This window comes from Thiomonas sp. TH-17 (genome assembly GCF_057473305.1).
Map to the genome: position 1 here is coordinate 16,103 of NZ_JBYCKI010000121.1, position 24,538 is coordinate 40,640.

The window sequence follows — 24,538 nt, forward strand, 5'->3', positions numbered from 1 at the left end:
GCGCCCTATTCTGCGCACTCTTTGCAGGAGGCAATATGGCCGCACTCGACGACACCATCCGCAACTTTCCCGATACCGCCTGGGATGCCAGCCCCTGCGAGCGCGCGCCCACCGCCGGGGTGGAGCACCTGCTCGAAGGCGGCCATGTACTGTGCTTCCCGCAGCTGCACTTCGAACTGAGCGCGAGTGAGCGCCGCTTTCTCACGCCGGCCATCAGCGACGGCAAGGCCAAAAACATCAGCCTGCGCGATGACGGCAGCATTCGCGGCGCGTCGGGCAGCACGCAAGACCAGGCCGAATTGCGCGACATGATCCAGCGATTCTCCAATCAGGCCCAGTCCCTGGTCGACCGGCTGTTCCCGCACTATCAGGGCAAGCTGCGCGCGGCCAAGGCCTCGTACCGCCCCATACAGGTCGAAGGCCGCGAGACGAGCTGGCGAAAAGACGACACCCGGCTGCACGTCGATGCCTTCCCCTCCAACCCGATTCACGGCGTGCGGCTGCTGCGGGTGTTCACCAATCTCAATCCCGAAGGACAGCCCCGGCAGTGGCGCGTGGGCGAGCCCTTCCCCGAATTTCTGCAGCGCTTTGCACCGCGGCTCACCCCCCCCGTGCCCGGCTCGGCTGCGGTGTTGCGCGCGCTCAAAATCACCAAATCGCACCGCACCGACTACGACCACTACATGCTGCAGTTGCACGACAAAATGAAGGCCGATCTGGCCTATCAGAAAGACGCGCCGCAGCGCAGCGTGGACTTCGCGCCGGGCACGACTTGGGTGGTGTTCTCCGATCAGGTGCTGCACGCCGTCATGGGCGGGCAATACATGATGGAGCAGACCTTCTACCTCGAACCCCGGCACCAGCTCTATCCGCACACCGCGCCGCTGAAGGTGCTGGAAGACCTGATGGGCAAAGCCTTGCTGCCCGCCGCATGACGCAGGTGCAGTTCCCACTTCAGTGGGGTCAAGGCGCCTTGCCGTCAGCCCCGAAGCGCATTCTGCTGGTGCAGTTGTCCGCCATGGGCGATCAGGTGCAGACCCTGCCCGCCGTCTCCGACATCGCCGCGCGCTGGCCCGGCATCGAAATCGACTGGGCGGTCGATGCCCGCTTCGCCGACATTCCGCGGCTGCACCCCGCTGTGCGTCACGTCTTCGCCCTACCGCTCAAGGCGGTGCAACAGCAGCGCAGCCTCGCCGAATTGCGCGGGTTGCGCGCCGTCCTGCGCGCCCTGCGCGCCGAGCGCTATGACCTGATCTGGGACCCGCACAGCGTGCTCAAAAGCGCCATCATCTCCCGTCTGGCGCGTGGCTCGCTGCGCGTCGGCTATCGCGCGCAAGACTGCGGCGGCGAGCCGCTCGCCGCCCGCGCCTACCACCTGCATTTCGCCCGGCCCGTCGGCTTGCACGGCACCGAGGGGCGCCGGGTGTTTGCGCAGGCCGTGCTCGACACCGACCTGCACCGCCCCGTGGACTATGCGATCGATCAGCGCTACCCCCGCGAGCCAGGCGCTGCCCAGACCGATACGGTCTTCCTCGCGCATGGCGCCTCCAAGCCGGAAAAACTCTGGCCGCTCGACCACTGGCAGGCGCTATCCGCCCGTTTGGTGCAGGCGGGCCTGCGGCTGCAACTGACCTGGGGAAACGCCGTCGAGCAGGAACGTGCGCAGCACATCATCGCGGCGCTTCCGGCGGGCAGCGCGCAGATTCTCGATCGCCGCAGCCTGCTCGACATGCTGCCCATCATTGCGCAGAGTCGGCTGGTGGTCGGCGTGGATACCGGTTTCACCCATCTCGCCGCGGCGCTGCGCCGCCCGGTGGTGGGGCTGTTCGTCAGCACCGGGCCCGAGCTGTTCACCCCCACCTCACCCCACCTGGCCCGCACCCTCGGCGGCGATGGCGTTACGCCGAGCATTGACGCCGCCTGGCAAGCGGTCGAAGAATTGCGCTGAACCGCCCTTCGCATCCTGCACCGATGAAAAACATCCAACGAATCGCCCTCCGCCTGGGCCTGTTTTTCGCCGCACTCGTGCTGAGCGCCAACGCGGCGCTGGCGGCGTGCTGTGGGCCGATCACGCCGCAAGGTCGGCAACTGCTGACTTTCCTTGACCAGTCGAATGTTGAGCACCTTTGGTTGCCGCACATTCATGTGCACTGGCTCAGCGGCAAACCTGATCTGCGTCGTCCGGGCACCTCACGCCACGCCACACATTGCAGTGCTTATGCGGCCGCCATGTCGGTGCGTCTGGGCGTGCCCCTACTCAGGCCGCCCGAACACCGCGCCAGCATGTTGGCCACACCGCAAACCCACTGGCTGGGCAGTGCCACAGGACTCACCCAAGGCTGGCGAGCCGTAGACCTGCAGCAGGCGCAAACCCTGGCCAATCAAGGCGAGTTCGTACTGGCCGCCTGGGCCAACCCAAACCCGAATCGCTCAGGGCATATCGCCATCGTGCGTCCCAGCGAACAAAGCCGCTCCGACCTCGCTCGCCACGGCCCTGAACTGACTATGGCCGGCCATATCAACGCGCTGCAAATTTCCACGGCACGGGGTTTTGAAGATCACCCAGGCGCCTGGATCGCGGGCGGACAAGGCAGCGTGCGGTACTTCGCCCACGTTGTGGACTGGGCGCAGGTGGCACCGCCTTCACACTAGCAGCCCCAGATTGCGCGTGGTGTAGTTGCCGATCTGCGGCACCACCAATGGCATCTCGCTTTCAGACACTCCCATCCAGCCGGCCAGCGTGGCGGCAAGCTGGTCGACCGAGGTGGTCGGCAGCAGACGGCCCTGGCCGACGTCGTCGGCGCCGTTCACGCTGATCTCGGGCTGCGCGCCCCAGAAACGCCCGCCGCGCACCGCGCCGCCCATGACGAAGTGATGCGAGCCCCAGCCGTGGTCGGAGCCGTCGCCGTTCGAGCTCAGGGTGCGGCCGAAGTCGGAGGCGGTGAACGCGGTCACCTCGTTGGCCACGCCCAGTTCCACCATCGCGGCGTCGAAGCTGTCGAGCGCGCCGCTGACGCGGCCGAGCAGCGCCGGATGCTGTGCGTTGAGGTTGTCATGCAGATCGAAGCCGCCGATGGACACGAAAAACACCTGCCGTTTCACGCCCAGCGCAGCGCGCGAGGCGATGAGCCGGGCCACCATCAGCAACTGGTTCGCCAGCGGGTTGGTGGTGTCGAACGCCGCAGTGAAATTGGCGGGGGCCACCGCCAACGCCGACGCCACCGTGCTCTGCGCCGCAATGGAGCGCGCCGTCACGCGGTTGATTTCCTGCTCCATCCAGTGTTCGCGCGGCGCGGTGATCAGGCTGCGCATCGCGTTGGAACAGGCCTGCGAACCGTAGAGACTGCTGGTCGCCCCATTCACCCGGATCGCCCCGCCGGTGGAAATCTGGTACTGCACCGCCTGCTGGCCAGAGAGGTACACCGCGTTGCCCGACACATTGATCGCGGTGAAGGTGGCGCTGCCATTGCTGGACAGAAACAGATCGCCGATGCGCCCGCCCCAGCCGGTGATCGCGCCCTCGGGCGAGGCCGCCTGCCATACGCTTTGCTGATCGTTGTGCGAGAACAGCTTGGGCGGCAGCGACACGCTCTTGGCCTTGTATTGCGCCACGGTAGTTGGCTGCACCAGGGTGCCGACATTGAGCAGCACGCCCAGCCGACCTGCATCGAACACCCGCTTGAGCCCTGTCATCGTTGGCGCCAGCGCCCACTGGCGACCGCCATCGAGCGCCACACTCGGAGTCAGCGCCGTGGCGGCGAGTTGCTCGCGCGGCGTGGCCAGGGCCTGCCGGATGGCGGCGTAGGCGGCGTGGCTGGTCGGGTCATACGGCACGACGGTGTTGCCGTGATCGTTGCCGCCGTTGAGAAACACGCAGACCAGCGCCTTGTAGCCGGTGGCGTCTGCCGCAGCGGCCTCGCCGATGGCCGAGAGGGTCAGCGCCCAGGGCGCGGCGCCGCCTACGACGCCGAGCAGGGAACTGCGGCGGAGAAATTCGCGGCGCTGCAATGATTTGATTTGGCTGATGTGCATGGCGGCCTCACACTTGAATCAGATATTCGGGAGCGGCCATCACCAGCAGGATGGCCGCGCGCACGCGGTTCAGGCGCCCGGTGTCGGTCGTCGCCGTGATGGTGCTCACGGCCGAGACAATCGTCGACTGGGTATCCGCACTGAGTCGCCCGCCGGCCAGCAGCAGGTTGAAGCGGGCCACCAGTGCGCCGGCATCGTTGGCCAGCGTGAGATACGCGGTGTAGTTGGGTTTGAGATCGCCAATGCCGTTCTGGATCACGCTTTGCATGAAGTTGAGATACCCGGCCACGGTGGTCTCGTTGCAGAGTTGAAACTCCGGCGCGGTCACGGCGTTCGTGCCCAGCGCCGAATCGGGCGGCAAATAACCCGGACGGAAGAAGTTGAACACCGAAGGCGAGCGCAACGGGCTCTGCCCCAGCCGCGAACTGGGGTTGGAGGTGTCTCCCACGGCCCAGGCGTCGGACGGCGAGGTCACGCCGAATGTGCGCGCCCACTGCACGAAGCGCAGCACCGGCTCGCGCAGCTTGCCGCTGGCCGGACCGGCCGGCGGGCTGATCGCTTCCGGGTCGAGCAGGATGGCGCGGATCACCGCCTTGAGATCGCCGCGCTGCCCCCGGCCGTTGTTGGCAAACACGGCCGAGACCCGGGCGACATAAGCCGGGCTGGGGTTGGAGCAGACCAGCCGCTGAATGAGCTGCCGACCGATGAAGGGCCCGACGTTGGGATGACCCTCCAGCACGTCCAGCGCCCTGTTCAGCGCGGTGGGGCCATCGGCCGACGCCGGAATCGCCACGCCCAGCACGCTCTTGTCGCCCGTGGCAAACCGCGCAGCGACGTGGCGCATGGGCTCGCGCATGAACGCCGGGCTGGCGTTGACATTGGTGGTGTTGAAGTCCCAGCCGGTGAACACCTGCGCTAGCGCGGTGACATGCTCCTGGTTGTAGGTGTATTGCGCCCGGCCGTCGGCCAGCGTTTTCGGGCTGCCATCGGGGTTGAGCTGCAGCAGGCCGATGCTGAACAATTGCATCACCTCGCGGGCATAGTTTTCGTCAGGCTGGCGCCCGGTCTTGGGATCACCCTTCTGATTGCCGCGCATATTCAGGTACACGCCCATGGCGCACGACAGGCTGACCGCGCCGAGCAGCTCGCGGTAAGTGCCGAAGGCGTGCTCCTCCAGCATGTCGAGATACGCGGCCAGCGCAAACTTGGCCCAGGCCGTGTTGAGCCCAGTGGCCGACACCACAAAAATTTCCGACAGCGCCAGCACCACGCGCTGCCGCAGCACATCGGGCGAGCCGAGCAACTTGCGCCAGAGGTTGGCGTCGAGCCCGGCGGATTGGTAGCGATCCGCCTCGACCCCATACCCTTTGGAGAGCAACCAGTCGAAATGCGACAGGCTGCGGGGCGCATTGAACTGCGCATCGAGCCAGGCCTCATAGCCCTTGGAAGTGAGCGCATCGAGGTCAGCCTGCGTCGCCCCCAGTCCGGCCATGCCGACAAACCGCGCCGCCTGCGGCTGCGTGGGCGGCGGCAAGGTGGCAACCGACCCGCCGCCCCCACTGGAAGCCGAGCCCCCACCGCCCCCGCAGGCGGCCAGACTCAAACTGCCCAAAACCACCGCGCCCAAGGCGTAGGCGGCGCCCGATGATTCGCCATCGGGCTGATTCAGTGTCGGCGGATGCTCCACCTCGGTCTGCGTGGCCTGCTCAGTCATCTTTCCCCCTGTCGATCACAACCCCCTCAAATCAAGGGGCTTATCTGTGAACAAATGTTAAATGGGGTTTTTCAGTGACCAGCCCAAAAACGCACAACCTGATGAAAATAATTAGGGCCTGTTAACGCTATTTATGCACCCGCGTTGCCCCCAGACGGGGATGGATGCAAGGCGGAGGTGTGAGGCAAGGCTGGTCGCCTTGCCTCGCACCGAGAACGCCGCAGACGCCCCGGCGTGGGTGCATAAATAGCGTTAACAGGCCCTAGTCTTTCACCCGCATGGCCAACAACGCAGCGCCGACGATCAGCACCGTCGCCAGACCGATCCAGATCGTCAACGCCCGCCCGGTCACGGCAATCAGCAGCAAGGTCGAAGCCAAGGGCGTGAGGTAGCTCAACACCCCGATGGTTCGCGGATCACCCAGTTTCAGCGCCCGGTCCCACAACAAAAAGGCGCCACCCAGAGGGCCCAGACCCATCGCCAAAATCAGCAAACCATCGCGCAGATCGAGGTGCAAAGGCGGCTCCAGCCAGACATGGCAACCCAGCGCGAGCAGGCCTGAAATCAGGCCGAACAAGCCCAGCGCCGCCGTGGGAAACCCTTTGCCCGACTGCGCCATGCGGCGGCTGCCGAGCGAAAACGTGGCCCAGATCAGCGCCGAGCCCAAGGCCGGAAGGTAGCCCCAGGCCCAGGCCCAGGCCGCCTCTAAAGAGTGACCGCCCAGAATCGCCAGCCCCGCGCCCAGAAAACCCAAACCAGCCGCCAGCACATGCGCCAGCCGCAGATGCACCCCCGGCAGCAGCAGCGGCGCCAGCACCACGATGAACAAGGGCCAGAGGTAATTCACCAGATTGGCCTGCACCGGCGGCGCATGGCGCAAGGCGATGAACAACAGGAAATGGAATCCGAACAGGCCATAAACGCCCAACGCCAGCGCCGCGCGAGACACCCTCCACTGCCGCCAATGGCCCCAGGTGGGCACACTGCCGATGATCAGCGCCAGCCCGGTGAGTGCGAAGGCCGGCACCTGAGAAAGCGCCACGCCCAGGGTAGCGAGCGTTGCCCACAGGGCAATGGCGCCGAGGGCGTAGAGGTTGGCTTGGGTGCTGAGTTTCATCGCAGCGCATGGTAGTGGGCCGACCTGTCACGCTTTTGTCAAAACTGTAACGCACACTTGCCCCTCATCTGATGACCACTTGCCCAGATCGTGCCGATCAAACATTCTGTTCTGTCGCTTCAGTTCGCCTCAGCCCCCTCACCCTGTCAGGACAGGAACAGCCAGCCCGTCGATGCCAATGAGGCACTACGGCGGCTGAGAGTCGGCGATGCCTGGGCTGTGCTGGCTGTCAGTGGCGAGGACGTGCATGAACTGACCAACTGGCTGATGCGCCTGCGTCATCCTCTCGGAGGACAAACGTCCCGAGTCATCGCCTTTTTGCCAGACTGCGCCTCTCCCGGCGCCATGGCTGCGCTGAAAGCAGGCGCCGATGCCCTGCTGCCGCTCGACAGCCCGCCTATGCTCATACGGGCCCAGCTCGCTCGCCTGCGCGAACGTCTCGCGCCGCTGGCTGATAGCCGAATCCAGTTGGAGCCCCATCTGGAGCTTGACGGACAAACCCGGATCCTCCGCATTCAGAATCATTCCCTCAGCCTGCCCTCGCAGCAGTTTCTACTGTTGTGGGCTCTGGGCGCGCGGCAGGGCGACATCCGGAGCCCGCAGGAGCTGCGGTTGGCCATGGACATTCCCGCACGCGCGCACGCCGACACCGTGCACACCGCTGTGGCCCGTCTGCGTCGGCACCTTCGTCCGCATGATCTGCATCACCGTGTGCAAACCGTGCATGGCGCGGGGTATCGCTGGGCCACGGAACAGTCGATGCAGTGAAGAGAAGCATTCGCACTGTCAACATTTGTGTACATCTTTGGCATAGCCGGACAGGATTCGGACAGGTTTTTGCAACCCCGCGGACATATCGCAGGAATGGAATGACAGCTTTCGTCAACCCACCCCGCCCACCGCCCAAGGGAGCAATCAGTCATGTCTCGCCATCGACCCAACTTCAAGCCATCGCGACTCACCCAGTCCGTCCTGACCGCCCTGCTCGCCATGCCGTTTGCCGCAGCCCATGCGCAGACCTCTCCCGAGAGTCTGGGTACGGTGCAGGCGGGGGCGCAAGGCGGCAACGGTCAGACCGCTGTCGAGCGCGAAAAAGCCAAGCAGGAAAGCGCACCCCACCAGGCGCCCACGCAAGGCTCGCTCAAAGCCGGGCAGCCGCAGTCCATCATCAACAAACACTACATCGACAACACCCAGGCCGCGACGGCCAACTACAGCGACATCGTCAGCATCGCCCCCAGCGTGGTGGACATCGAGCCCAACGGCCCGGGCCTGGGCAACAGCAAGGGCTTGTCGATCCGAGGATTTCAGGACGGACAGTACAACCTGACCTGGGACGGCATTCCGGTGGGCGACTCGAATGACTTCACCCACCACTCGGCGGAATATTTCATGCCGCAGGACATCGGTCAAATCATTGTCGATCGCGGCCCGGGCAATGCCTCCACCATCGGCTACGCCACCTTTGGCGGCACCATTTCATTGCTCACCAAAGAGCCTCTGGACAAGCCGCAGACCACGCTCTATGGCAGCTTTGGCAGCTTCGGCACCGCGCTGCTCGGAGCCGAGTTCGATACCGGGGTGATGAAGAACTACGGCGACATGCGCGCTTTCATCGACTATCGCCAACTCAAGAGCGACGGGTATCTGAGCGGTGCCAGCACGCAACGCAAAAACCTGTTCATCAAGGCGGAAAGACCCGTCGGCGACAACTCGCTGTTGACCTTCGTCTCCATGGTCAACCGCAACAGTGGCGGCAACGCGGCCATCGTCGGCGCCACTTCCGCCCCTTATGTCTCGGTGAGCAAATATCCCTACACCAGCACCTTGCCAGGGCAGATCCAAAAGTTCGGCCCGAACTACGGCCTGAGCAGCAACCCGCAAAGCCAAGCCTATACCGGCTACAACTACGACGACTTTCAGAGCGACTTTGAATACCTGGGCTTGAAAACCAGCGTGGGTGATGTGCAGATCGATAACAAGCTCTACACCTACGCTTACTACCACAGCGGCTGGAACGGTCTCGACCCCAACGGCGGCGGCTGCGATTACGGCCAAGTCAACTGCCTCAACCCAGACGGCACCTTCCCTGCTGGGGCGGATACGCCCAATGGCACCATCAACGGCGCCAACAATATTCCCGGCCAGCACATGTACCTGAACTATCGCAACTGGGGCGATCTGCTGCGCATGCACCAGACCTTCGGGCCAGGCACCCTGCACTACGGACTTTGGCTGAATTACCAGACCTATCACCGCTACAACTCGGAAATCGACTTTTCCGACAACCAGGCCTGGAACGCCAGCGGCACCTATCCCAACGGCATCAGCAAAGCGGTGGATCGCCTGATCAACGGCACCTTCACCACCGCACAGCCCTACATCCAGTACGACTGGAACCTCACCAGCCAGTTGCAACTGCGCGGCGGCCTGAAGTACGCCTGGTTCCAGCGCCACGACAACGCCCCCGTCGAGCAAAAGAGCAAAAAACCGCTGGACTACACCCAGACCTGGAGCAAGGTGCTCCCCGCCGTCGAATTGCACTACGCCATCGCTCCCAACTGGAGCGCCTACGCGCAGGTGGCCAAAGGCTATCTGGCTCCCAACGAAAACCTGTTCTACATCCCCAATCCGCAAACCGGTGCCAGCGCCGTGGAGCCGGAGCAGACCACCAACTATCAGGTTGGCACCACCTGGCGATCTAAGGCCCTCACCCTCAGTGGCGATCTCTACAACATCGACTTCACCAATCTGGTTCAGTCACGCACCGTGGCGGGACAGAAGTATTTCTATAACGCTGGCGGTGTGAAATACCGGGGCGCGGAGATGGAGGCCACCTATTACGTCGGCGGCGGTATCAGCCTGTATGGCAACGCCGCCTACAACCAGGCCAAACAAGACAGCGACGGCCTGCAACTCGCGGGCGTGCCCAAGACCACGGGCGCTGCTGGCGTGATCTACAACCGCGGCGCCTGGTATGCCTCGCTGATCGCCAAGTACATCGGCTCTAACGAGGGCGACATCGGCGTCGATGCCAGCGGCAACCCGGCGGGCATCTATCAGATTCCGTCGAGCACCATTCTGAATGCCGCAGTCAACTACACGGTGCAGGATGCGTCATTCCTGCCACATGGAACCAAGATCGGCCTGCAACTGTTCAACCTGACCAACAACACCAAGATCAATTCACTTGCGGGGTACACAGGCGGCAACGTGCCACTGTTCTACACCAATGCGGGCCGCAGTTTCATGGTCAATTTCTCGGTGCCCTTCCAGTGATGCAACTGTGAGCGCGGGGTTCGCGACAGTGTCACGAACCCCGGCTACGTTGGTCAGCTTTTGTTCCATTCCCGGAGTTTGATCATGTCCCTCGACACCCTCACCCACCTCGCCCAAACCTCGGGCGGGATTCTTTACATCATGGCCTTGTTGCTGTTTGTCGCGCTGGCCGTCAGCGTGGAGCGCTTCTGGGCGATTTCGCGCATGCTGGCTTCGGCCAAAGGCTGGATCCGCGAGCTCAAGAGCCAGGCGCATGTAGATGCGAAGCAGCTCAAGGCCAAGGTAGACGATGACGCCGACTCTCCCGCGGCGCAGGTCGTCGCGGTCGCCCTGCAGCATGACATCGCCGACCCTCTCGACCACTTCTCCGACCGGCTGGAAGAGGCGGTGATGGATCAGGCGCCGCGCATCGACCGCGGGCTGTGGATGCTCGACACCATCGTCACCCTGGCGCCGCTGCTGGGGCTGCTGGGCACCATCATCGGCATGTTCAACACCTTCTCGGCGCTGTCCAATCCGGGCGCGGCCACGCAAGCCGTCACAGGCGGCGTCGGTGAAGCCCTGCTGGCGACAGCGGCGGGCCTGTTCATCGCAGTGCTCGGGCTGGTGGCGTTCAACGCGCTGAATCAGCGCGTGCGTCTGGTGATGCATCAACTCGAGCGCATCAAGCTCATGCTGTCCAACCGCATGTACCCGCATTACCGCGAGGGCGGCGTGCGCCCGGTGATCGTGGCGCAGAACGGGCAGGCCGTCCGCGCGTCGGCGCAGCCCGCCACGACGCTGCAGCAGAAGATGGCCTGAGCCCCTTACACAACCTCTCCAGGTCGCGTGCGCTGGAGTTCGCACGCTTGGGCTGCGGCGTCATGGCCGCGGCATTTTTGTTTGAGCCGCCATGAAATACTTTGAAGCGAAGAAGGCCCGCATCGAGATCATTCCGATGATCGACATCATGTTTTTCCTGCTGGTGTTTTTCATCATGGTCACGCTGCACATGATTCCAGACGCCGGCATCGCCTCGCGCCTGCCCACCAGTTCCACCGCGCAGAGCATGCCCAAGCCGCAGATCACCCTCGCGGTGGACAAGGACGGCATCATCCATTTCGATCAGAAAACTCTCACCGCCGATCAACTCACCGCCCTGCTCAAGAGCAAACCGCAACCCGATGAACTGCAGGTCACCGTCGCCGGTGACAAGGACACCTCGCTGCAGCAGTTGATGACCGTGATGGACGCCTGCCGAAAGGCCGGAGTGACCAAGATCGGTCTGGCCGCGCAGCAGGATGGAGGCAGCGGTTCATGAGCGCGGTCCTGCATCACAGCGCCTCTCCTTGGCGTGAAAACGACGATGCGCGGCGCTGGCCCCTGGCCGCGCTGGCGGCGCTGTTGCTAGAAGCGGCGCTGATCGGCGCCGTTGTGTGGTGGAGCAGCCGTCCCGCGCCACCGCCGCCGCCCGCGCCCCTGCAGATCGTGCTGGAGGCCCCCAAGCCTGCGCCCAAAACCGTGGCTCCGCCCACGCCGAAACCGCCTGAGCCCAAACCTGTACCCAAACCTGTTCCGAAACCGGTCGTCAAGCCGCAGCCCAAGCCGATCATCCATAAGGTGCAGCCCAAGCCCGTGCAGCCTCCGCCGCCTGTGCCAGCGCCAGCCCCGCAACCGACACCCAAGCTGGAAGCTCCCCCTGCGCCTGCGCCCGACACCCATCCGGCCATGCCCGTGGCCGCGCCCACGCCGCCCGCCCCGCCACAGCCGCCCGCCCCGCCAGCGCCCGACGTCGCTTCCATCAAAGCCACCTTCGAGGCCGAGTTGCGCAGCGCCATTCAGGCGGCCGTGCGCTACCCGCAGGCCGCACGCATGATGCAGCTCACCGGCAAGACGCTGGTGGGTTTCGACTTCCGCGACGGCGTCGTCAGCCATCTGCGGGTCGTCACCTCCAGCGGCGCCGATCTGCTCGACCATGCCGCACTCGACGCCGTGCGCAACGCCCCTTACCCCGCCACACCCAAGGAACTGCAAGGCAAGGCCATGGCCTTCACCATCTGGGTGCGTTTTCACCTGAGTGATTCCTGATGCCAGTCTCCATCCGTCCTTTCGTCAGCAAGCTGTCGCGCCTGCTGGCCAGCGTCGCCATGTCCTGCGCCGCGCTAGGCACGGCCCACGCCGCCACCCTCACCGTCTATGGCGCCATGGGCTACGACCAGCATGTGGCGCAGGCTTTCACCAAAGCCACCGGCATCCCCGTCAACCTCATTCACCTGAGTACAGGCCCGCTGCTGGCGCGGGTGCAGGCCGAGAGCCGCAATCCTCAGTGGGACGTGCTCTGGCTCGACGGCAATCAGGCCATGCAGACTTTTGCGACGCAGGGCCTGCTGCAATGCGGCTGGGCGCCTGCTGTGCGCTACTCGGCGCTCGGCAAGCAACTCCTTCCGCCCAGCCGTTGCTGGCAACCGGTGGGCGTGACCTATGCCGGGGTCATCCTCTACAACCCCAAGGCCATCGCCCAGACCGATTGGCCCAAGACTTGGGACGATCTCGCCAAGCCCGCACTGCGCGGCAAGGTCGGCATGGACAACCCGGCCATCTCCGGGCCGACCTACCCCTTGGTCGCCGGTTTGCTGCAGCATCTGGGCGATGCACCAGGCAAGGCGTATCTCGAGCGTCTCAAGGCCAACGGCGTCAAGGTCTTTCCCACCAATAGCGTCACCCTGCGCGCACTGCAATACGGCCAGATCGACGCTGCAGTGGTGCAGAGTTCGGCGGCCATTGGCTTCCTGCATGAAATGCCCGGCCTGCGCATTGCCACGCCAGCCCCGTCCACCGTGCTGCCGTCCGATCTGGCCATTGGCAAACAAGTCTCCGGCCCGATGCAGCAAATGGCACAGCGCTTCGTGCAATGGGTGCTGTCTCCTGCGGGACAGGCCGCCATGCAGCAGGGCGACACCAACGCCGACTCCAACTATCTGCCTCTGGTCGCAGGCGCCTCCGCGCTGCCCAGCCTCAAACAACTTGGCACGGTGCAGCCCTTGGTGATCGACCCCGCCGTTTGGGGCCCCGAGGAGCCGCAGGTGATCGACTGGTTCACCGCGCATATCGCCCGCTGAGATTGAACGGCTGCGCACCATGATCGCCCTGCTTCAAGCCATGAACTGGTTGCCCGGCGCCAATGTCTCGCCCGCAGCCCGGCGCAGGGAGCTGAGCCTGCGCCGCTGGGCGCTGCGTCTCGGCCTGTTGCTCGCCGCCTCCGTGTTCGTCGCGCTGTGGGCCTATCCCCTGCTGGGCTTTTTGCTCTCCGCCTGGGTGCCGCATTTGCTGCAAGGCGATCTGCGACCCACGCTCGCACCCTTGCTGCACGCCGTGCAGGGCTATGAACTCCACGCCCTGTTCAACTCACTGTGGGTGGCGCTCACCGTGGGGGCTCTGGCGCTGCCCTTCGGCCTGTGGCTGGCCTGGCTGCGCGAACGCACCAATCTGCGCGGGCGTGGCTGGCTTGAAGCCGGGGTGTGGCTGCTGCTCATCTTTCCGGATTTCTTCCTCGCCTCGGGCTGGATGCTGCTGGCCGCACCCGTCGGCCCGCTGGCCGCGTGGCCTGCAGCGCTGCATGCCGCTCAGCTACTGCTCGGGCCGGTGGGCATCGTCATCACCCTTGCGCTCAAGGTCGTGCCGTATGTCTTTCTGGTGGCGCAAGGCAGCCTGCGACACACCAGCGCCGCACAGCAGGAGGCGGCGCGCGTTCACGGCCTGTCCAGGCTGTGGCGGCTGCGGCTCGGGCTCAACGCCCTGCTGCCCGCTCTGGCTGCCGGGTTTGCCATTGCCTACGCCGAATCGCTGCGCAACTTCGCGGTGGTGGCCACACTGGGCGCGAGCAGCGGCTTCACCATGGGGACCTATGCCATCTATCAGGCGGTCAACGGCATGCCGCTGAATTTCCCGCTGGCGGCGGCCACCTCCTGGCTGCTGCTCGGGCTGGTGATTCCCGCGCTCATCCTGCAGCACCGCGTGGGTCAGCGCGCCAGCCAGCACCAGACCTTGGGCACCAAACACCGCCCCGCCGCGCGCGTGCGGCTGCGGGCCAGCCATCAGTTGCTGCATGGCGTTTTGCTGATTGCACTGGGCCTGTTTTCCCTGGCGCTGCCCAGCTTCGCCGCGCTGGGCGTGGCCTGGCCCAAAGCAGGCTGGATGCAGATTGCCGCGTCATTGCCCCCGCTGCTTGCTGCCGTCAGCTATTCGCTGCAACTGGCTCTGGTGGCCGCCAGCCTGACGGTGTGCGTCGCCCTGCCCATCGCCTGGCTGATTGCCCGCCCCGGTCGCGTGGGCCGCCTGCTCGACGTGTCCTTGCTGGCGATGATGGCGCTGCCGCTCATCGTGCTGGCTGCCGCCTACCTGCAGGCCTATAACCAGCCTTACGCGCCGCTGTACGGCGGCAGTCTGCTGCTGGGCATGGCGTATGTGGCGCTGGCCGTGCCCGCCACCAGCCGTGTGCTCATGGGGCCGGTGGCGCAGCTGCACCGCTCATTGGCCGACGCCGCGCGGGTACACGGTCTGTCGCGCTGGCAAACCCTGCGCCACATCCATCTTCCTCTGCTGTCTGGCGCGCTGTTCTATGGCTGGCTGCTGGCGGTGCTGTCCATCGCCTTCGAACTGCCGGCCTCTGAATTGCTCTACCCGGCCGGGCATCCGCCGCTGGCCGTGGCGCTGCTGCAATACGCCGGAGGTTTTCAGTTGCACCAGCAGGCGCGGCTGCAGGTGCTGGGCATGGCCGTGCTGCTGGCCTTTGCCCTGCTGGCGCGCTGGGTCTATCAGCGTTTCACCCCCGTGGCCTGGCGCCAACTCGGCGCCCACTGAACCATGACCCTGCTCCACATCGATTCGGCGCGCAAGCGCTTCGGCGCCACCACCGCGCTGCACGACCTCAGCCTGCAGCTGCAGGAAGGCGAAATTCTCTGTCTGCTCGGCCCCTCCGGCTCGGGCAAGACCACGCTGCTGCGCCTGGTGGCCGGGCTGGAGCGGCTGGACGGCGGCAGCATGAGCCTGGGGCAGACGGTGATCGACGCCGCAGGCGGTCCCTTTCTGCCCCCCGAGCAGCGACAACTCGGCATGGTGTTCCAGGACTACGCGCTGTGGCCGCATCTGAGCGCGCTCGACAACGTCGCCCTGCCGCTGCACCGCATGGGCCGCGACAAATCGCGCGAGCAAGCCCGCGCCATGCTGGCCGATGTGGGTCTGGCCGATCTGGCCGATCGTCACCCGCACGCCCTCTCCGGCGGGCAGCAGCAGCGCGTGGCGCTGGCGCGTGCGCTCGCGGTGCGGCCCCGGCTGCTGTTGTGCGACGAGCCGCTGTCCAACCTCGACGCCGGGCTGCGCGAAGAACTGCGCGACCTCATCGGCAGCGTGGTGCGCGAGCATGGAATCAGCGCCCTGTACATCACCCACGACCACCGCGAGGCGCTGGCCCTGGCCGACCGCGTGGGGGTGATGGCGCAGGGCCGCCTGCTGCAGCTCAGCAGCCCGCGCGCCCTGCTGCGCCAGCCCGCCACCGAGTTCGTCGCCCGCTTCACCGGGGCGCATGGACCGTGGGCAGCGCACCTGCGTGCGGGGCGCCTGCATGCGCCCTGGGGTGAGGTGTTCGCCCCGCCTCAGTGCAAGGCACTGGCCGATGGCCCGCTCTCCCTGTATCTGCGCACCACGGCGCTACACCTCCCCCATGCCCGCGTCGACCAAGACGCCCTGCTCTGGCCGGTGCAAGCCCGCGTGCTCGGTCACCTCACCGTGGGCGAGCACACCGAATTGCGCATCGACCTGCACGGCGTGACCCTGCGCCTGCCTGTGCCCGATGACCTTGCGCCTGCTGCGGGCAGTATCGTCTCCTTGCGTATCGCCGCCGAGCAGGCCCTGTTCTACCCCGCCATGACCCCCACACTCAAAACAACGACAGAGGAACTCACCTGATGAACGCAACCCAATGGGGCGGCATGACCGCCATCTTCCTGGCCTCCGCCGTCGAGTGGGTGGAAGCCTTCACCATCGTGCTCGCCGTGGCGCTGACCATCGGCTGGGCCCGCGCGGCGGGTGCGGCTGCCGCAGCGCTGGCGGTGGTGGCTGCGCTCATCGCCGTCACCGGCACGGCGCTGAATGTCGTGCAGGCCGACATCGACCTCATTCGCGCCGCCATCGGCCTGTTTCTGCTGCTGTTCGGCCTGCGCTGGTACGTCAAAGCCATCCGCCGCTACGCCGGGCGCACCAAGCTGCACGACGAAGCCAGGGAATTTGCCGAAACACGCCACAAAATCGACCGCGCCGAAGCCCGCGTTGCCTGGGCCGTGGCCTTCAAGGGCGTGCTGCTGGAGGGGCTGGAAGTCTGGCTGCTGGTGGTGGCGCTGGGCCGCTCCATCAGCTACGGCCAGGCTGCAGGCAGCGCCGTGGCCGCCTTGTTCGCCGTCATCGCGGTCGGCATGGTGTTGCGCGCACCGCTGACCAAAGTACCCGAGAACACCCTCAAGTTCACCGTCGCCTGCGCCCTGCTGGCTTTCGGCACCTTCTGGAGCCTGGGCGGTCTGCTCGACGAAGCCAAGGTCTGGCCGCTGGGTGATGCCACGCTGCTCTTGCTGTTCGCCGTTTATGTCGTCGCTGGCCGTCTGTCTGCTTTCAAGCTGCGCGTACCGCAACTCACCACCCAAGGAGCCCGCGCATGAAAAAAGTCTTGCAGCTCATTTTCGGTGATGCCCGCAATGTGGCCTCGGTTGCCGTGGCCGTGGGCCTGGCCTGGGCGGTGGCGCAATGGCTGCCCGCAACCAGCGGCTGGGTGCTCGCTGCGGCACTGATAGCCGCGGCGTTCTGGCAGGCGGTCTGATCGCACTCGCCCCGCCATGCGCAGTCTTACTTGGCCTTTTTCGGTCTGCCCGTCTTGATGGCGGGAACAGCTTCCAGCGCGGCCAGCAAGGCGGCGTCGTTCAGCGTGGCCAGCACGGCAATGCCAGCACGCAGCACTTCGCTTTTCTTCGCAGGACGGGTGAGCTTGACCAGGCGCACCTTGATGGCGTCGAGCACCTCGTACTCCGCGCGGGGAATGGTGAAGCTGTCGCGCACCAGTTTGATCTTGGGTGGCTTGACCACGGCTGCTGGCGCGGACACAGGCTTGATGATCTTGGGGGCGGCAGCCTTGCGAGCCGGAGTCTTCGCAGAAACTTTGCCAGCAGCCTTGGCAGCCGCCTGTTTCACTGCGGCTTTCACTGCAGTCTTCGTTGCAGTTTTCAGCGCTGCAGTTTTCAGCGGCATGGCTGGCTTGCTGGTTTTGCGCGGCACGGGCGCGGCGGCAACCGCGGCGGTCTTGGCGGCTGGAGCAGATTTGGCGACTGGCATCTCGCACTCCTGAAAATGGAAATAGAGTAAACAGTTTATATCGTTTTTATGAATCTCATAGCACAATCTCCGGGTCGTCCTCAAATGCCACACCACAACGCATTCGCTCTTGTCTTGTTCACCGCCACCTCCTGCTGTGCTCCAGCCGCGCTTGCAGCGCAGCCGCCAACCGCCGTCCTGCCCAGCGGCCGCCAGCTCACCCCAGTGGGACTACTGGTGCAGACGCCGAACTTCCCCACACAGATCGCCCTCGACGAGAACCATGTGGCCGTGCTCACCGGCGGGGCCGACAAGCAGCAAGGCATCCAGCGGTTCTCTGTCGCCAACCTGCAAGCGCAGGGAGGCGTACTGACGCTGTTCAGCAAAGACAAGAAGCACGCAGCCCCTGGTGCGACCGTGGCGCAAGGGCGTCAAGGCGATAGCGGCGCAAACGCGGGCGAGCAGGTGATCAAGGGACAAAGCCTGTTTCAGGGACTGGCCACAGGGCCCAACGGCACGCTCTACGCGACCGGTGGCAATAGCGACGATCTGCTGGCACTTGGCGCTTCGTCTGACGGCGCTCTGCACTTGCGGCGTCGCTATGCCTTGCAATGGCAGCCTTTCCCCCGCGATCAGTATCCGTATCAGTACGCCGGGGACTGGCAGCAGCCCCGTCACTTCTACCCGGACAGCGTGGTCATCGGCCCCTCCGGCCAGCACGCTTATGTGGCGGGCATGCTGGCGAATAGTCTGGCGCGCATCGACCTGCAGACCGGGGCGACCGACTATCTGAACGTGGGCAGCTACCCCTTCGCCGTCACCCTGGCCGATGGCGGCAAACGGCTGGTGGTGAGCAACTGGGGCGGCAATGGCGTGACCGTCATCGACCGCGCGGCCTGGAAGGTGCTGGGTGCAGTGCCCACAGGCCCGGCGCTCGGCCCGCGCAGCGGCGCGGCGGGTGCACACCCCACCGCGCTGGCGGCGCAGCCCGGCTCACCGATTGTCTGGGTGGCCGACGCCAACCTCGACCGCATCGTTGCGGTGAACACGCAGACCCTCAAGGCGGTCCGCGTGATCGACGACAGCCCCTACCCCGGCGCGCCGCCTGGCTCCTACCCCGACGCGCTGGCGGTGTCGCAGGGCAAGCTGTTCGTCGCCAACGCAGGCAATGACGATGTGGCCGTGTTCGACCTTCGCAGCGGCAAGCGCATCGCCCTGATTCCGACCGCCTGGTATCCCACGGCGCTGGCGGTGCAGGGCGACGAGTTGTTCGTTGCCAGCGCCAAGGGCATGGGGGGCGGGCCGAACATTCACCATCAATGGGTCGGCAATTTCATGCAGGGCGTGCTGCAACGCATCGACCTGGCCAAACTGCCCGCGCACGCAGCGGCTTGGACGCAGGCTGCTTTGTCGAACAACGGCTTCGACGCCGCGCAGCGTCAGAAACTGATCGCTGACAACACCAAAGCCGCAGCCTGGTTGCGCGGGCACATTCAACATGTCGTGTTCATCCTGCGCGAGAACAAGACCTTTGACGAAGACCTTGGAAAATACGCTGCTGCAGGTCATTGGGCCGACCCCGCGCTCAATCTTTACGGCCCGCGCGAATTGCCCAATCTCTACCGCATGGCCGACCTTGGCGCGCTGTTCGTGAACTTCTACGCCGACGGAGAGGTAACTTCGCAAGGCCATCAATGGACCACCGCCGGATCAGACTCCGACTTCCTTCAGCGCACCTGGCCGCTTTACTACTCCAACCGCGGCTACATCGCCAATTCGGGTTGGACGCAGTCTCTCGCACCCGGCGCCAGCGATGCGCGCAACCCCTACGCGATCTACAAAAACCTCTCCGCACTCGGACATTGGAGCAACCCCTGGATCACCTATCCGGCGCGGCTGTTCCTGTTCAACGATCTGCTCGCACACAAGGTGAGCTTCGAAGACTTTGGCGAGTTCGCATCGCGCAACAAGATCGGCGACATCTCGCCCGCGCTGCGCGCCCATCTGGCCATGGACTACCCGGCCTGGGATCGCCTCATCCTCGATACCGACCGCGCCAAGGTGGTGGACGGCTGGCTGCGGCACCACCCGCTGCCGCGCGTGCTCTATATCTGGCTGCCGGACGATCACACCGCTGGCCGTCACGCCTGCCTGCCCAGCCCCGACAGCTATGTGGCCAACAACGACGAAGCCACCGCGCAGATCATCCACAGCCTGTCCAGGCAGCCCGGTTGGAAGCACACCCTGGTGCTGTTGACCGAAGACGACGCCCAGTCGGGCGCCGATCACATCGATGCCCACCGCACCTTTGCCGTCGCTGCGGGGCCGTGGGTCAAGCCCGGCGTACTGGTCACGCAGCACCTCTCGCAAGTTGATCTGCTGCGCACTATCGAAGCCGTGGCCGACATTCCGCCCATGTCGCAATGGGATGCCAACGCCCATGTGCTTTCCGGCATCTGGCGCCATGCGCCCGACGCCGCGCCCTACAAAGTGCTGCCGTCCCAAGTGCCGATGCAGCGCAACCCCGGCGTCTGCCCGGCCGACGCCCCTTTTCGCGCACTGCCTGAAGTCCTGGCGCCGGGTGTCAGCCATGTGGCCCAGAGCGCTCCGCCGCCCGCACACAGCTATACCCCAACCGCTCTGCTCAAGGTCTCCGGCCCCGAGCAGATGCGGCAGGAATGGCTGGCCAGCCGGGGCCCAGCGGCCTACGCCGTCATGCTCGCGCATGTGCGCACCTTGGCCAAAGCGCAGCAACGGCCCGTGTCCAGCCTGATCGCAGGCCAGGACGACGACTGAAATCGCCTCACCCGCAAACGCCATTCAAACCTACTTCACGAGGCCCCGAAAGGGGCCTTTTTCATGGCGCGAAGTCCCGCGCTTGCAGAAATACAACGACATCGATCTGACATATGAATTCAACAGATTTTCACACCGCGTCACAAAAATCATGAGTTCTTTTCACCCTCCTGAAACCACCATGAAATCCCCTGTTCATTACCCGTCACAAAACCAACTCAAGCGATCGAATCTCAAACTCGCCTTCGCTCTCGCGCTGGCATTTGGCGCCGCGGCGCAAGCTCACGCGCAAACCAGCCTGGGCGAAGTGCAGGCGCAAGGACAGACCAGCACCACAAAGCCGGGGGATCGTTTCTTCCTGAAAGCCCCGTCAGGCACGGTGACTTCGATTCCCGAAAAGCAGCTCAACACCATCCAGCAGTTCAACCCTGAGGCCACGCAGGCCCAAACCGAGATCACCGCTGGCCAGTTTCAGTCGCTCGACCCCACCGACTCGTTCACGCGCGGCCTGGAAAACATGCCCAATGTGGTCGTCAGCAGCGATGGCGACAGCATGAACGGCGATACGGTCTACATCAACGGCTTCGGGCAAAACCTCATCAACTGGACGCTCGACGGTATTCCGCTGAACGACAACGACAGCTACGCCTTCTACACCAACGAGTTCATACCCACCCGCCTGATCGCGGGGACGCGCTATTTCCCGGGGGCCGCTTCAGCCGCCATTCCGGGCCTTGCCGCATTTGGCGGCTCGGTCGAAACCTCCTCGCTAAACCCGAGCGCCAAGCCCTCCGCTTCCCTGCTTGGCGGGTATGGCTCGTTCGGCAAATACAACTTCGGCGCCCTGGTCAACTCCGGGCTGCTGGGCGCCAATAGCGGCGCACCTACTTCGCTGTGGTTCTACGCGAACAAAACCCACAGCGACGGGTATTTCGACAACACGCCCAGCGATCAAAAGCAATATCTGTTCAAGAGCGTGACCCAGCTTGGCACCGGCGCGCTCACCCTGTTCTACACCCAGAACAACCAGAGGTTCAATTACTACGGCGGCTGCACCAAGGCCGACTATGCCAAGTATGGCGACACCTGCAACGTCTACCGCGGCGATCCGGTGGTCAATGGCAAACAGAACGGCCTCTCGCCCGCCTACAACTACAACCAGTATCAAAACTGGCTGACTTACGCCAAATACGAAGCCACCTTCGGCAAGGTCACCGTCTCCAACCAGCTTTATTACTACCGGGGCAACGGCTACAGCGGTGGCGCTTACACCAACAGCACCTACAACCTGCTGCAGCCCAATGGGGTGTATGGCTCGGTCAAGGCGCCAGTGGGTGGTTTGTTCATGTCGCATGGCATCAACGACACCCGGCGCTGGGGCAATATTTTCAAGCTGACCACGCCCATTACCGACAACCTGGGGCTGGAAGCTGGCATCTGGTTCAACAAGAACGACACCACGCACGACAGTCAGTTCATCAGCAGCACCACGGGTCAATATCTGGGTTCGGTGTATGACGAACCCGTTTCGACCAAGCTGTACGAGCCTTATTTCAACTTCACCTTCAAACCCACCGACCGCCTGACCCTGCAGGCCGGCTTGAAGTACCTCAAAACCGAGCGTGACTTCATCGACTATGCGGCTGTCGCCAAATCCAAGGGCGCTGCGGGGCAGTACAGCTCGAGCTTCTCGACCACCATGCCCTCGCTCGGCGTGAACTACAAGGTGACGCAGGGCATCAACGTCTATGCCAACTACACCCGCAACAGCAATCCGCCGCAATACAACCAGTACTACACCGGCACCTATAACCCTGATCTGGCGCCGCAGAAGGCCACGACGTACGACGCCGGCGTGATCTACGATTTCGGCATGTGGAGTGGCGGCGTGGACGTGTTCCGCGTCAACTTCGACGACTACATCCAGAGTTTCAAATACACACCACCTGGCGCAACACAGTCCATCACCATTCTGGCCAACGTGGGCAAGGCTGTGAACGAGGGCATCGCCTGGCAGAACAACTTCCAGATCGACAAGAACTGGTCGGCCTATGCCAATCTGGGTCTGCTCAACGCGCAGTTCACCTCGGCCAAGGTGCCCATGCCGTATTCGCCCCATTCCACGCTGGCGCTGGGCGGCATCTACACCGTCGGCCCGTGGCGAGCCAAACTGGGCGTGCGTCACACCAGCGAGGCTTATTGGACAGATTTCAAATCGCCCATTCCGGCGCACACCATCGCTGATGCCTCTCTGCGCTACACCTGGAGTGGCGGCGACACGGTTCGCGGCTTGGGTCTGCAGAAAGTCAGCGTGGGCTTCAACGTGAACAACCTGTTCGATAAGCGCTACATCACTAAATACAACACCGGCTATCCGGGCAGCGCAAAAGACCCGCTCATCAAATACAACTTGCCCCGCAGCTATTACCTCAGCCTGGAGGCGCAGTTCTGAAGGCGGCCGCGCCGCGCGGGAGTCCATGACTCTTGGGCGGCCCTTTGCGCACGATGTCGTAACGGCATCCCTCTGGTCCAGATGTCGCGCAGTATCTACGGTTGCCCTGTCGCCCAGTTCTTGAAAGTGGAACATTGGGCTCTCTTCAGAAACATTTGCGGTCATGTTTCCGTCACTGGATCTTCATCGCTAAGTCAACAATACGTCATGATTGATCGATACAGTAACCGCTGCGGCAGGGAAATTCCTATGAAACTTGCCGCTAAAGGTCATCTCTTCACAAAGGAAGAATAATGGAAAATAGTGTCGTAATTTTATTATCCGGTGGAATTGATTCCGCAGTGGCAACCCTCTCTCTTAAGACAAATAACTGGAATCTCCATGCGTTAACCGCCCTTCCAAGGGCAAATGGCAGAGCAAGTGAAGAATTCAGATGCGCCACAAGACTATGCAATCTCATGAATATCAAACAAACCGTTTTTGACATGAGCAACTTTTTTCCGCTTTTAAGGAAAACCCCAATATGATCCTGGCGGTTGGTGGGCAAATGGGCGAATGCCTGCCACCGATTACCGTGTCCTCATATGCCCCTCTCAGCGTGGAATTTCTGCTGCTAGCTGGTCTTCTATACGGACACGCCAACCGCATCAAAAAAGTCATTTGGGCGATCAACGCCGACGATCTTACCAAATACAAAGCAAACGAAGTCACTGATCACATTGCGAAACTTGAAGCATTACCTCGATTGACATCTGACTTTGATTGCAAAATTGAGGCGCCATTTATAAGCAAAACAAAAATCGAAGTAATAAAACTGGGCATAGAACTTGGATTAGATTTCGGCGAGACCTATAGCTGTTCTGCCGGACAGAGTCAACCTTGCGGGTACTGCAAACAATGCCAATTACGACACAGGGCCTTCTCGTCACTTAACATAGGCGACCCAGCCGATCTTAGATAAGTGGCAGCGGCCTAATGAGGAAGCCGACAAGCAAGCATACTAAACTTTAGGTGGATCACCTTCCATTGGCGTCAGTTTGCTTTAGGATCCGGGGCCTATGAATTCATAGGCCCCGTCATTTTCGACGTCCATCCAGAGAAATTCTGCATGATTAATTGTTATGTCGCTTGAAACAAGTCCCGTCAGACGAATTGATAGCTATGGGCGGCACCAAGCAACAAAAAACCGATACTCTCGGGAGCCAGATCGTGATCAGTCGAGACCAAGCCGTGCAAATCGCGTTAACCGCCATACAGAAGAATTTCCCCCATGCGATTTGCGCATGCCTTTTCGGCAGCGCCATTCGAGATGACCTCCAGGTTGGTTCGGATATTGATGTGCTTGTCATTGTTCAAAACGAATACCAGTTCACACGATTTATCGCCATGGAAGGCAGCATTCAAGTCGACATGGCAATTTATACGGCCGAGAAATTGAAAGCTGCGCTGGAAAGCGCTCGCGCATACGGGAAAATTAACCTCATTGCAGCCGCAACTGAGGGTGCTATACTGTTTGATCGATTAGGAATGGGCGAAGAATTAAGAGCACTCGCCATGGAAATATTGAAACTTGGGCCGGGCAAGCCCAGCCGAAGCGAATTGAACATGTTTCGTCTTGGATTAGAAAAAACAATACTACAAATCGATTCCCTCGATAATGGAGAAAAATATAGTGTCGCCATCGCACTGTTTGCTGGTTTGCAACGCACACTGTCCAGGATTAACAGGCTGCTGAAATACTCCACACGCACTCGCAACCGATCTCTCCAGATTTGAATTTTTCAGAGGGTTCGTTCACATCATGAAATTCCCGGGC

Annotated in this window: 22 protein-coding genes; 18 read left to right on the forward strand and 4 right to left on the reverse strand. The window is 63.2% G+C overall.

The genetic code is table 11. The annotated features are described in order from the left end of the window. The first annotated feature begins 35 nt into the window (after positions 1-35). The 3 genes from kdoO to AC2VLV_RS07310 are packed head-to-tail and all read left to right on the forward strand — an operon-like array spanning position 36 to position 2,652. A complete protein-coding gene (gene kdoO / locus AC2VLV_RS07300) occupies positions 36-935 on the forward strand; it encodes a Kdo hydroxylase KdoO (RefSeq protein WP_486989344.1) in 900 nt (299 codons plus the stop codon). Beyond that, entirely contained in the window at positions 932-1,948 is a 1,017-nt protein-coding gene (gene waaC / locus AC2VLV_RS07305) for a lipopolysaccharide heptosyltransferase I (protein ID WP_486989345.1), read from the forward strand. Before kdoO ends, waaC begins: the two co-directional genes overlap by 4 nt. Positions 1,949-1,971: 23 nt before the next feature. Beyond that, positions 1,972-2,652, forward strand: coding sequence for a hypothetical protein (locus AC2VLV_RS07310; protein ID WP_486989346.1), 681 nt, complete (start codon positions 1,972-1,974; stop codon positions 2,650-2,652). Here AC2VLV_RS07310 and AC2VLV_RS07315 read toward each other — a convergent pair. The 3 genes from AC2VLV_RS07315 to AC2VLV_RS07325 form a co-directional block, all read right to left on the reverse strand. Beyond that, on the reverse strand, positions 2,644-4,032 hold the full coding sequence (locus AC2VLV_RS07315) for a DUF1501 domain-containing protein (RefSeq protein ID WP_486989347.1): 1,389 nt from the start codon (positions 4,030-4,032) through the stop codon (positions 2,644-2,646). The genes AC2VLV_RS07310 and AC2VLV_RS07315 overlap by 9 nt on opposite strands. A 7-nt stretch (positions 4,033-4,039) precedes the next feature. After that, positions 4,040-5,746: a DUF1800 domain-containing protein gene (locus AC2VLV_RS07320; RefSeq protein ID WP_486989348.1), complete on the reverse strand. Its 1,707-nt coding sequence runs from the start codon at positions 5,744-5,746 to the stop codon at positions 4,040-4,042. 262 nt (positions 5,747-6,008) lie between these two features. Beyond that, on the reverse strand, positions 6,009-6,863 hold the full coding sequence (locus AC2VLV_RS07325; protein WP_486989349.1) for a DMT family transporter: 855 nt from the start codon (positions 6,861-6,863) through the stop codon (positions 6,009-6,011). Positions 6,864-6,953: 90 nt separating this feature from the next. Between AC2VLV_RS07325 and AC2VLV_RS07330 the strand changes: the two genes are divergently transcribed. The 10 genes from AC2VLV_RS07330 (at position 6,954) to AC2VLV_RS07375 (ending at position 16,986) form a co-directional block, all read left to right on the forward strand. Beyond that, positions 6,954-7,631, forward strand: coding sequence for a winged helix-turn-helix domain-containing protein (locus AC2VLV_RS07330; RefSeq protein ID WP_486989350.1), 678 nt, complete (start codon positions 6,954-6,956; stop codon positions 7,629-7,631). Positions 7,632-7,784: 153 nt separating this feature from the next. Beyond that, positions 7,785-10,142 (forward strand): TonB-dependent receptor, encoded by a 2,358-nt coding sequence (locus AC2VLV_RS07335; RefSeq protein ID WP_486989351.1) that lies wholly within the window; start codon positions 7,785-7,787, stop codon positions 10,140-10,142. Positions 10,143-10,226: 84 nt separating this feature from the next. Then, positions 10,227-10,943 carry a MotA/TolQ/ExbB proton channel family protein gene (locus tag AC2VLV_RS07340; RefSeq protein ID WP_486989352.1) on the forward strand — a complete coding sequence of 239 codons (717 nt, stop codon included), beginning with the start codon at positions 10,227-10,229 and terminating at the stop codon, positions 10,941-10,943. A 91-nt stretch (positions 10,944-11,034) separates the two neighbouring features. Beyond that, a complete protein-coding gene (locus AC2VLV_RS07345; RefSeq protein ID WP_486989353.1) occupies positions 11,035-11,442 on the forward strand; it encodes an ExbD/TolR family protein in 408 nt (135 codons plus the stop codon). Beyond that, positions 11,439-12,209, forward strand: coding sequence for an energy transducer TonB (locus AC2VLV_RS07350; RefSeq protein WP_486989354.1), 771 nt, complete (start codon positions 11,439-11,441; stop codon positions 12,207-12,209). Before AC2VLV_RS07345 ends, AC2VLV_RS07350 begins: the two co-directional genes overlap by 4 nt. Continuing rightward, entirely contained in the window at positions 12,209-13,240 is a 1,032-nt protein-coding gene (locus AC2VLV_RS07355) for an ABC transporter substrate-binding protein (protein WP_486989355.1), read from the forward strand. Before AC2VLV_RS07350 ends, AC2VLV_RS07355 begins: the two co-directional genes overlap by 1 nt. Before the next feature lie 19 nt (positions 13,241-13,259). Next, positions 13,260-14,981, forward strand: a complete 1,722-nt coding sequence (locus AC2VLV_RS07360) for an ABC transporter permease (protein WP_486989356.1) — start codon at positions 13,260-13,262, stop codon at positions 14,979-14,981. Between the two features lie 3 nt (positions 14,982-14,984). After that, positions 14,985-16,085, forward strand: a complete 1,101-nt coding sequence (locus tag AC2VLV_RS07365) for an ABC transporter ATP-binding protein (protein WP_486989357.1) — start codon at positions 14,985-14,987, stop codon at positions 16,083-16,085. After that, entirely contained in the window at positions 16,085-16,828 is a 744-nt protein-coding gene (locus AC2VLV_RS07370; protein ID WP_486989358.1) for a COG4280 domain-containing protein, read from the forward strand. The genes AC2VLV_RS07365 and AC2VLV_RS07370 overlap by 1 nt, the downstream gene beginning before the upstream one ends. Further along, a complete protein-coding gene (locus tag AC2VLV_RS07375) occupies positions 16,825-16,986 on the forward strand; it encodes a hypothetical protein (RefSeq protein WP_486989359.1) in 162 nt (53 codons plus the stop codon). Before AC2VLV_RS07370 ends, AC2VLV_RS07375 begins: the two co-directional genes overlap by 4 nt. A gap of 26 nt (positions 16,987-17,012) precedes the next feature. On the opposite strand, the gene AC2VLV_RS07380 is transcribed toward AC2VLV_RS07375, so the two are convergent. Beyond that, the gene (locus AC2VLV_RS07380; protein WP_486989360.1) at positions 17,013-17,495 is read right to left on the reverse strand and encodes a hypothetical protein; all 483 of its coding nucleotides are present in this window, start codon (positions 17,493-17,495) and stop codon (positions 17,013-17,015) included. A gap of 114 nt (positions 17,496-17,609) precedes the next feature. Here AC2VLV_RS07380 and AC2VLV_RS07385 point away from each other — a divergent pair, with 114 nt between their 5' ends. The 5 genes from AC2VLV_RS07385 to AC2VLV_RS07405 all read left to right on the forward strand — a co-directional run bounded on the left by AC2VLV_RS07385 (position 17,610) and on the right by AC2VLV_RS07405 (position 24,498). Further along, a complete protein-coding gene (locus tag AC2VLV_RS07385) occupies positions 17,610-20,270 on the forward strand; it encodes a quinoprotein amine dehydrogenase, beta chain-like protein (RefSeq protein ID WP_486989361.1) in 2,661 nt (886 codons plus the stop codon). Positions 20,271-20,451: 181 nt separating this feature from the next. Next, positions 20,452-22,722 (forward strand): TonB-dependent receptor, encoded by a 2,271-nt coding sequence (locus AC2VLV_RS07390; protein WP_486989362.1) that lies wholly within the window; start codon positions 20,452-20,454, stop codon positions 22,720-22,722. A 293-nt stretch (positions 22,723-23,015) separates the two neighbouring features. Next, a complete protein-coding gene (locus AC2VLV_RS07395) occupies positions 23,016-23,249 on the forward strand; it encodes a 7-cyano-7-deazaguanine synthase (protein ID WP_486989363.1) in 234 nt (77 codons plus the stop codon). Further along, complete coding sequence (locus tag AC2VLV_RS07400) at positions 23,246-23,683, forward strand: 7-cyano-7-deazaguanine synthase (protein WP_486989364.1); 438 nt, start codon at positions 23,246-23,248, stop codon at positions 23,681-23,683. Before AC2VLV_RS07395 ends, AC2VLV_RS07400 begins: the two co-directional genes overlap by 4 nt. A 200-nt stretch (positions 23,684-23,883) precedes the next feature. Then, on the forward strand, positions 23,884-24,498 hold the full coding sequence (locus AC2VLV_RS07405; RefSeq protein ID WP_486989365.1) for a nucleotidyltransferase domain-containing protein: 615 nt from the start codon (positions 23,884-23,886) through the stop codon (positions 24,496-24,498). The last annotated feature ends 40 nt before the right edge of the window (positions 24,499-24,538 follow it).

Coding starts and splice junctions, on each gene's coding strand:
- kdoO (WP_486989344.1), top strand. CDS start 36: ATGGCCGCACTCGACGACACCATCCGCAACTTTCCCGATACCGCCTGG.
- waaC (WP_486989345.1), top strand. CDS start 932: ATGACGCAGGTGCAGTTCCCACTTCAGTGGGGTCAAGGCGCCTTGCCG.
- AC2VLV_RS07310 (WP_486989346.1), top strand. CDS start 1,972: ATGAAAAACATCCAACGAATCGCCCTCCGCCTGGGCCTGTTTTTCGCC.
- AC2VLV_RS07315 (WP_486989347.1), bottom strand. CDS start 4,032: ATGCACATCAGCCAAATCAAATCATTGCAGCGCCGCGAATTTCTCCGC.
- AC2VLV_RS07320 (WP_486989348.1), bottom strand. CDS start 5,746: ATGACTGAGCAGGCCACGCAGACCGAGGTGGAGCATCCGCCGACACTG.
- AC2VLV_RS07325 (WP_486989349.1), bottom strand. CDS start 6,863: ATGAAACTCAGCACCCAAGCCAACCTCTACGCCCTCGGCGCCATTGCC.
- AC2VLV_RS07335 (WP_486989351.1), top strand. CDS start 7,785: ATGTCTCGCCATCGACCCAACTTCAAGCCATCGCGACTCACCCAGTCC.
- AC2VLV_RS07340 (WP_486989352.1), top strand. CDS start 10,227: ATGTCCCTCGACACCCTCACCCACCTCGCCCAAACCTCGGGCGGGATT.
- AC2VLV_RS07345 (WP_486989353.1), top strand. CDS start 11,035: ATGAAATACTTTGAAGCGAAGAAGGCCCGCATCGAGATCATTCCGATG.
- AC2VLV_RS07350 (WP_486989354.1), top strand. CDS start 11,439: ATGAGCGCGGTCCTGCATCACAGCGCCTCTCCTTGGCGTGAAAACGAC.
- AC2VLV_RS07355 (WP_486989355.1), top strand. CDS start 12,209: ATGCCAGTCTCCATCCGTCCTTTCGTCAGCAAGCTGTCGCGCCTGCTG.
- AC2VLV_RS07360 (WP_486989356.1), top strand. CDS start 13,260: ATGATCGCCCTGCTTCAAGCCATGAACTGGTTGCCCGGCGCCAATGTC.
- AC2VLV_RS07365 (WP_486989357.1), top strand. CDS start 14,985: ATGACCCTGCTCCACATCGATTCGGCGCGCAAGCGCTTCGGCGCCACC.
- AC2VLV_RS07370 (WP_486989358.1), top strand. CDS start 16,085: ATGAACGCAACCCAATGGGGCGGCATGACCGCCATCTTCCTGGCCTCC.
- AC2VLV_RS07375 (WP_486989359.1), top strand. CDS start 16,825: ATGAAAAAAGTCTTGCAGCTCATTTTCGGTGATGCCCGCAATGTGGCC.
- AC2VLV_RS07380 (WP_486989360.1), bottom strand. CDS start 17,495: ATGCCAGTCGCCAAATCTGCTCCAGCCGCCAAGACCGCCGCGGTTGCC.
- AC2VLV_RS07390 (WP_486989362.1), top strand. CDS start 20,452: ATGAAATCCCCTGTTCATTACCCGTCACAAAACCAACTCAAGCGATCG.
- AC2VLV_RS07395 (WP_486989363.1), top strand. CDS start 23,016: ATGGAAAATAGTGTCGTAATTTTATTATCCGGTGGAATTGATTCCGCA.
- AC2VLV_RS07400 (WP_486989364.1), top strand. CDS start 23,246: ATGATCCTGGCGGTTGGTGGGCAAATGGGCGAATGCCTGCCACCGATT.
- AC2VLV_RS07405 (WP_486989365.1), top strand. CDS start 23,884: ATGGGCGGCACCAAGCAACAAAAAACCGATACTCTCGGGAGCCAGATC.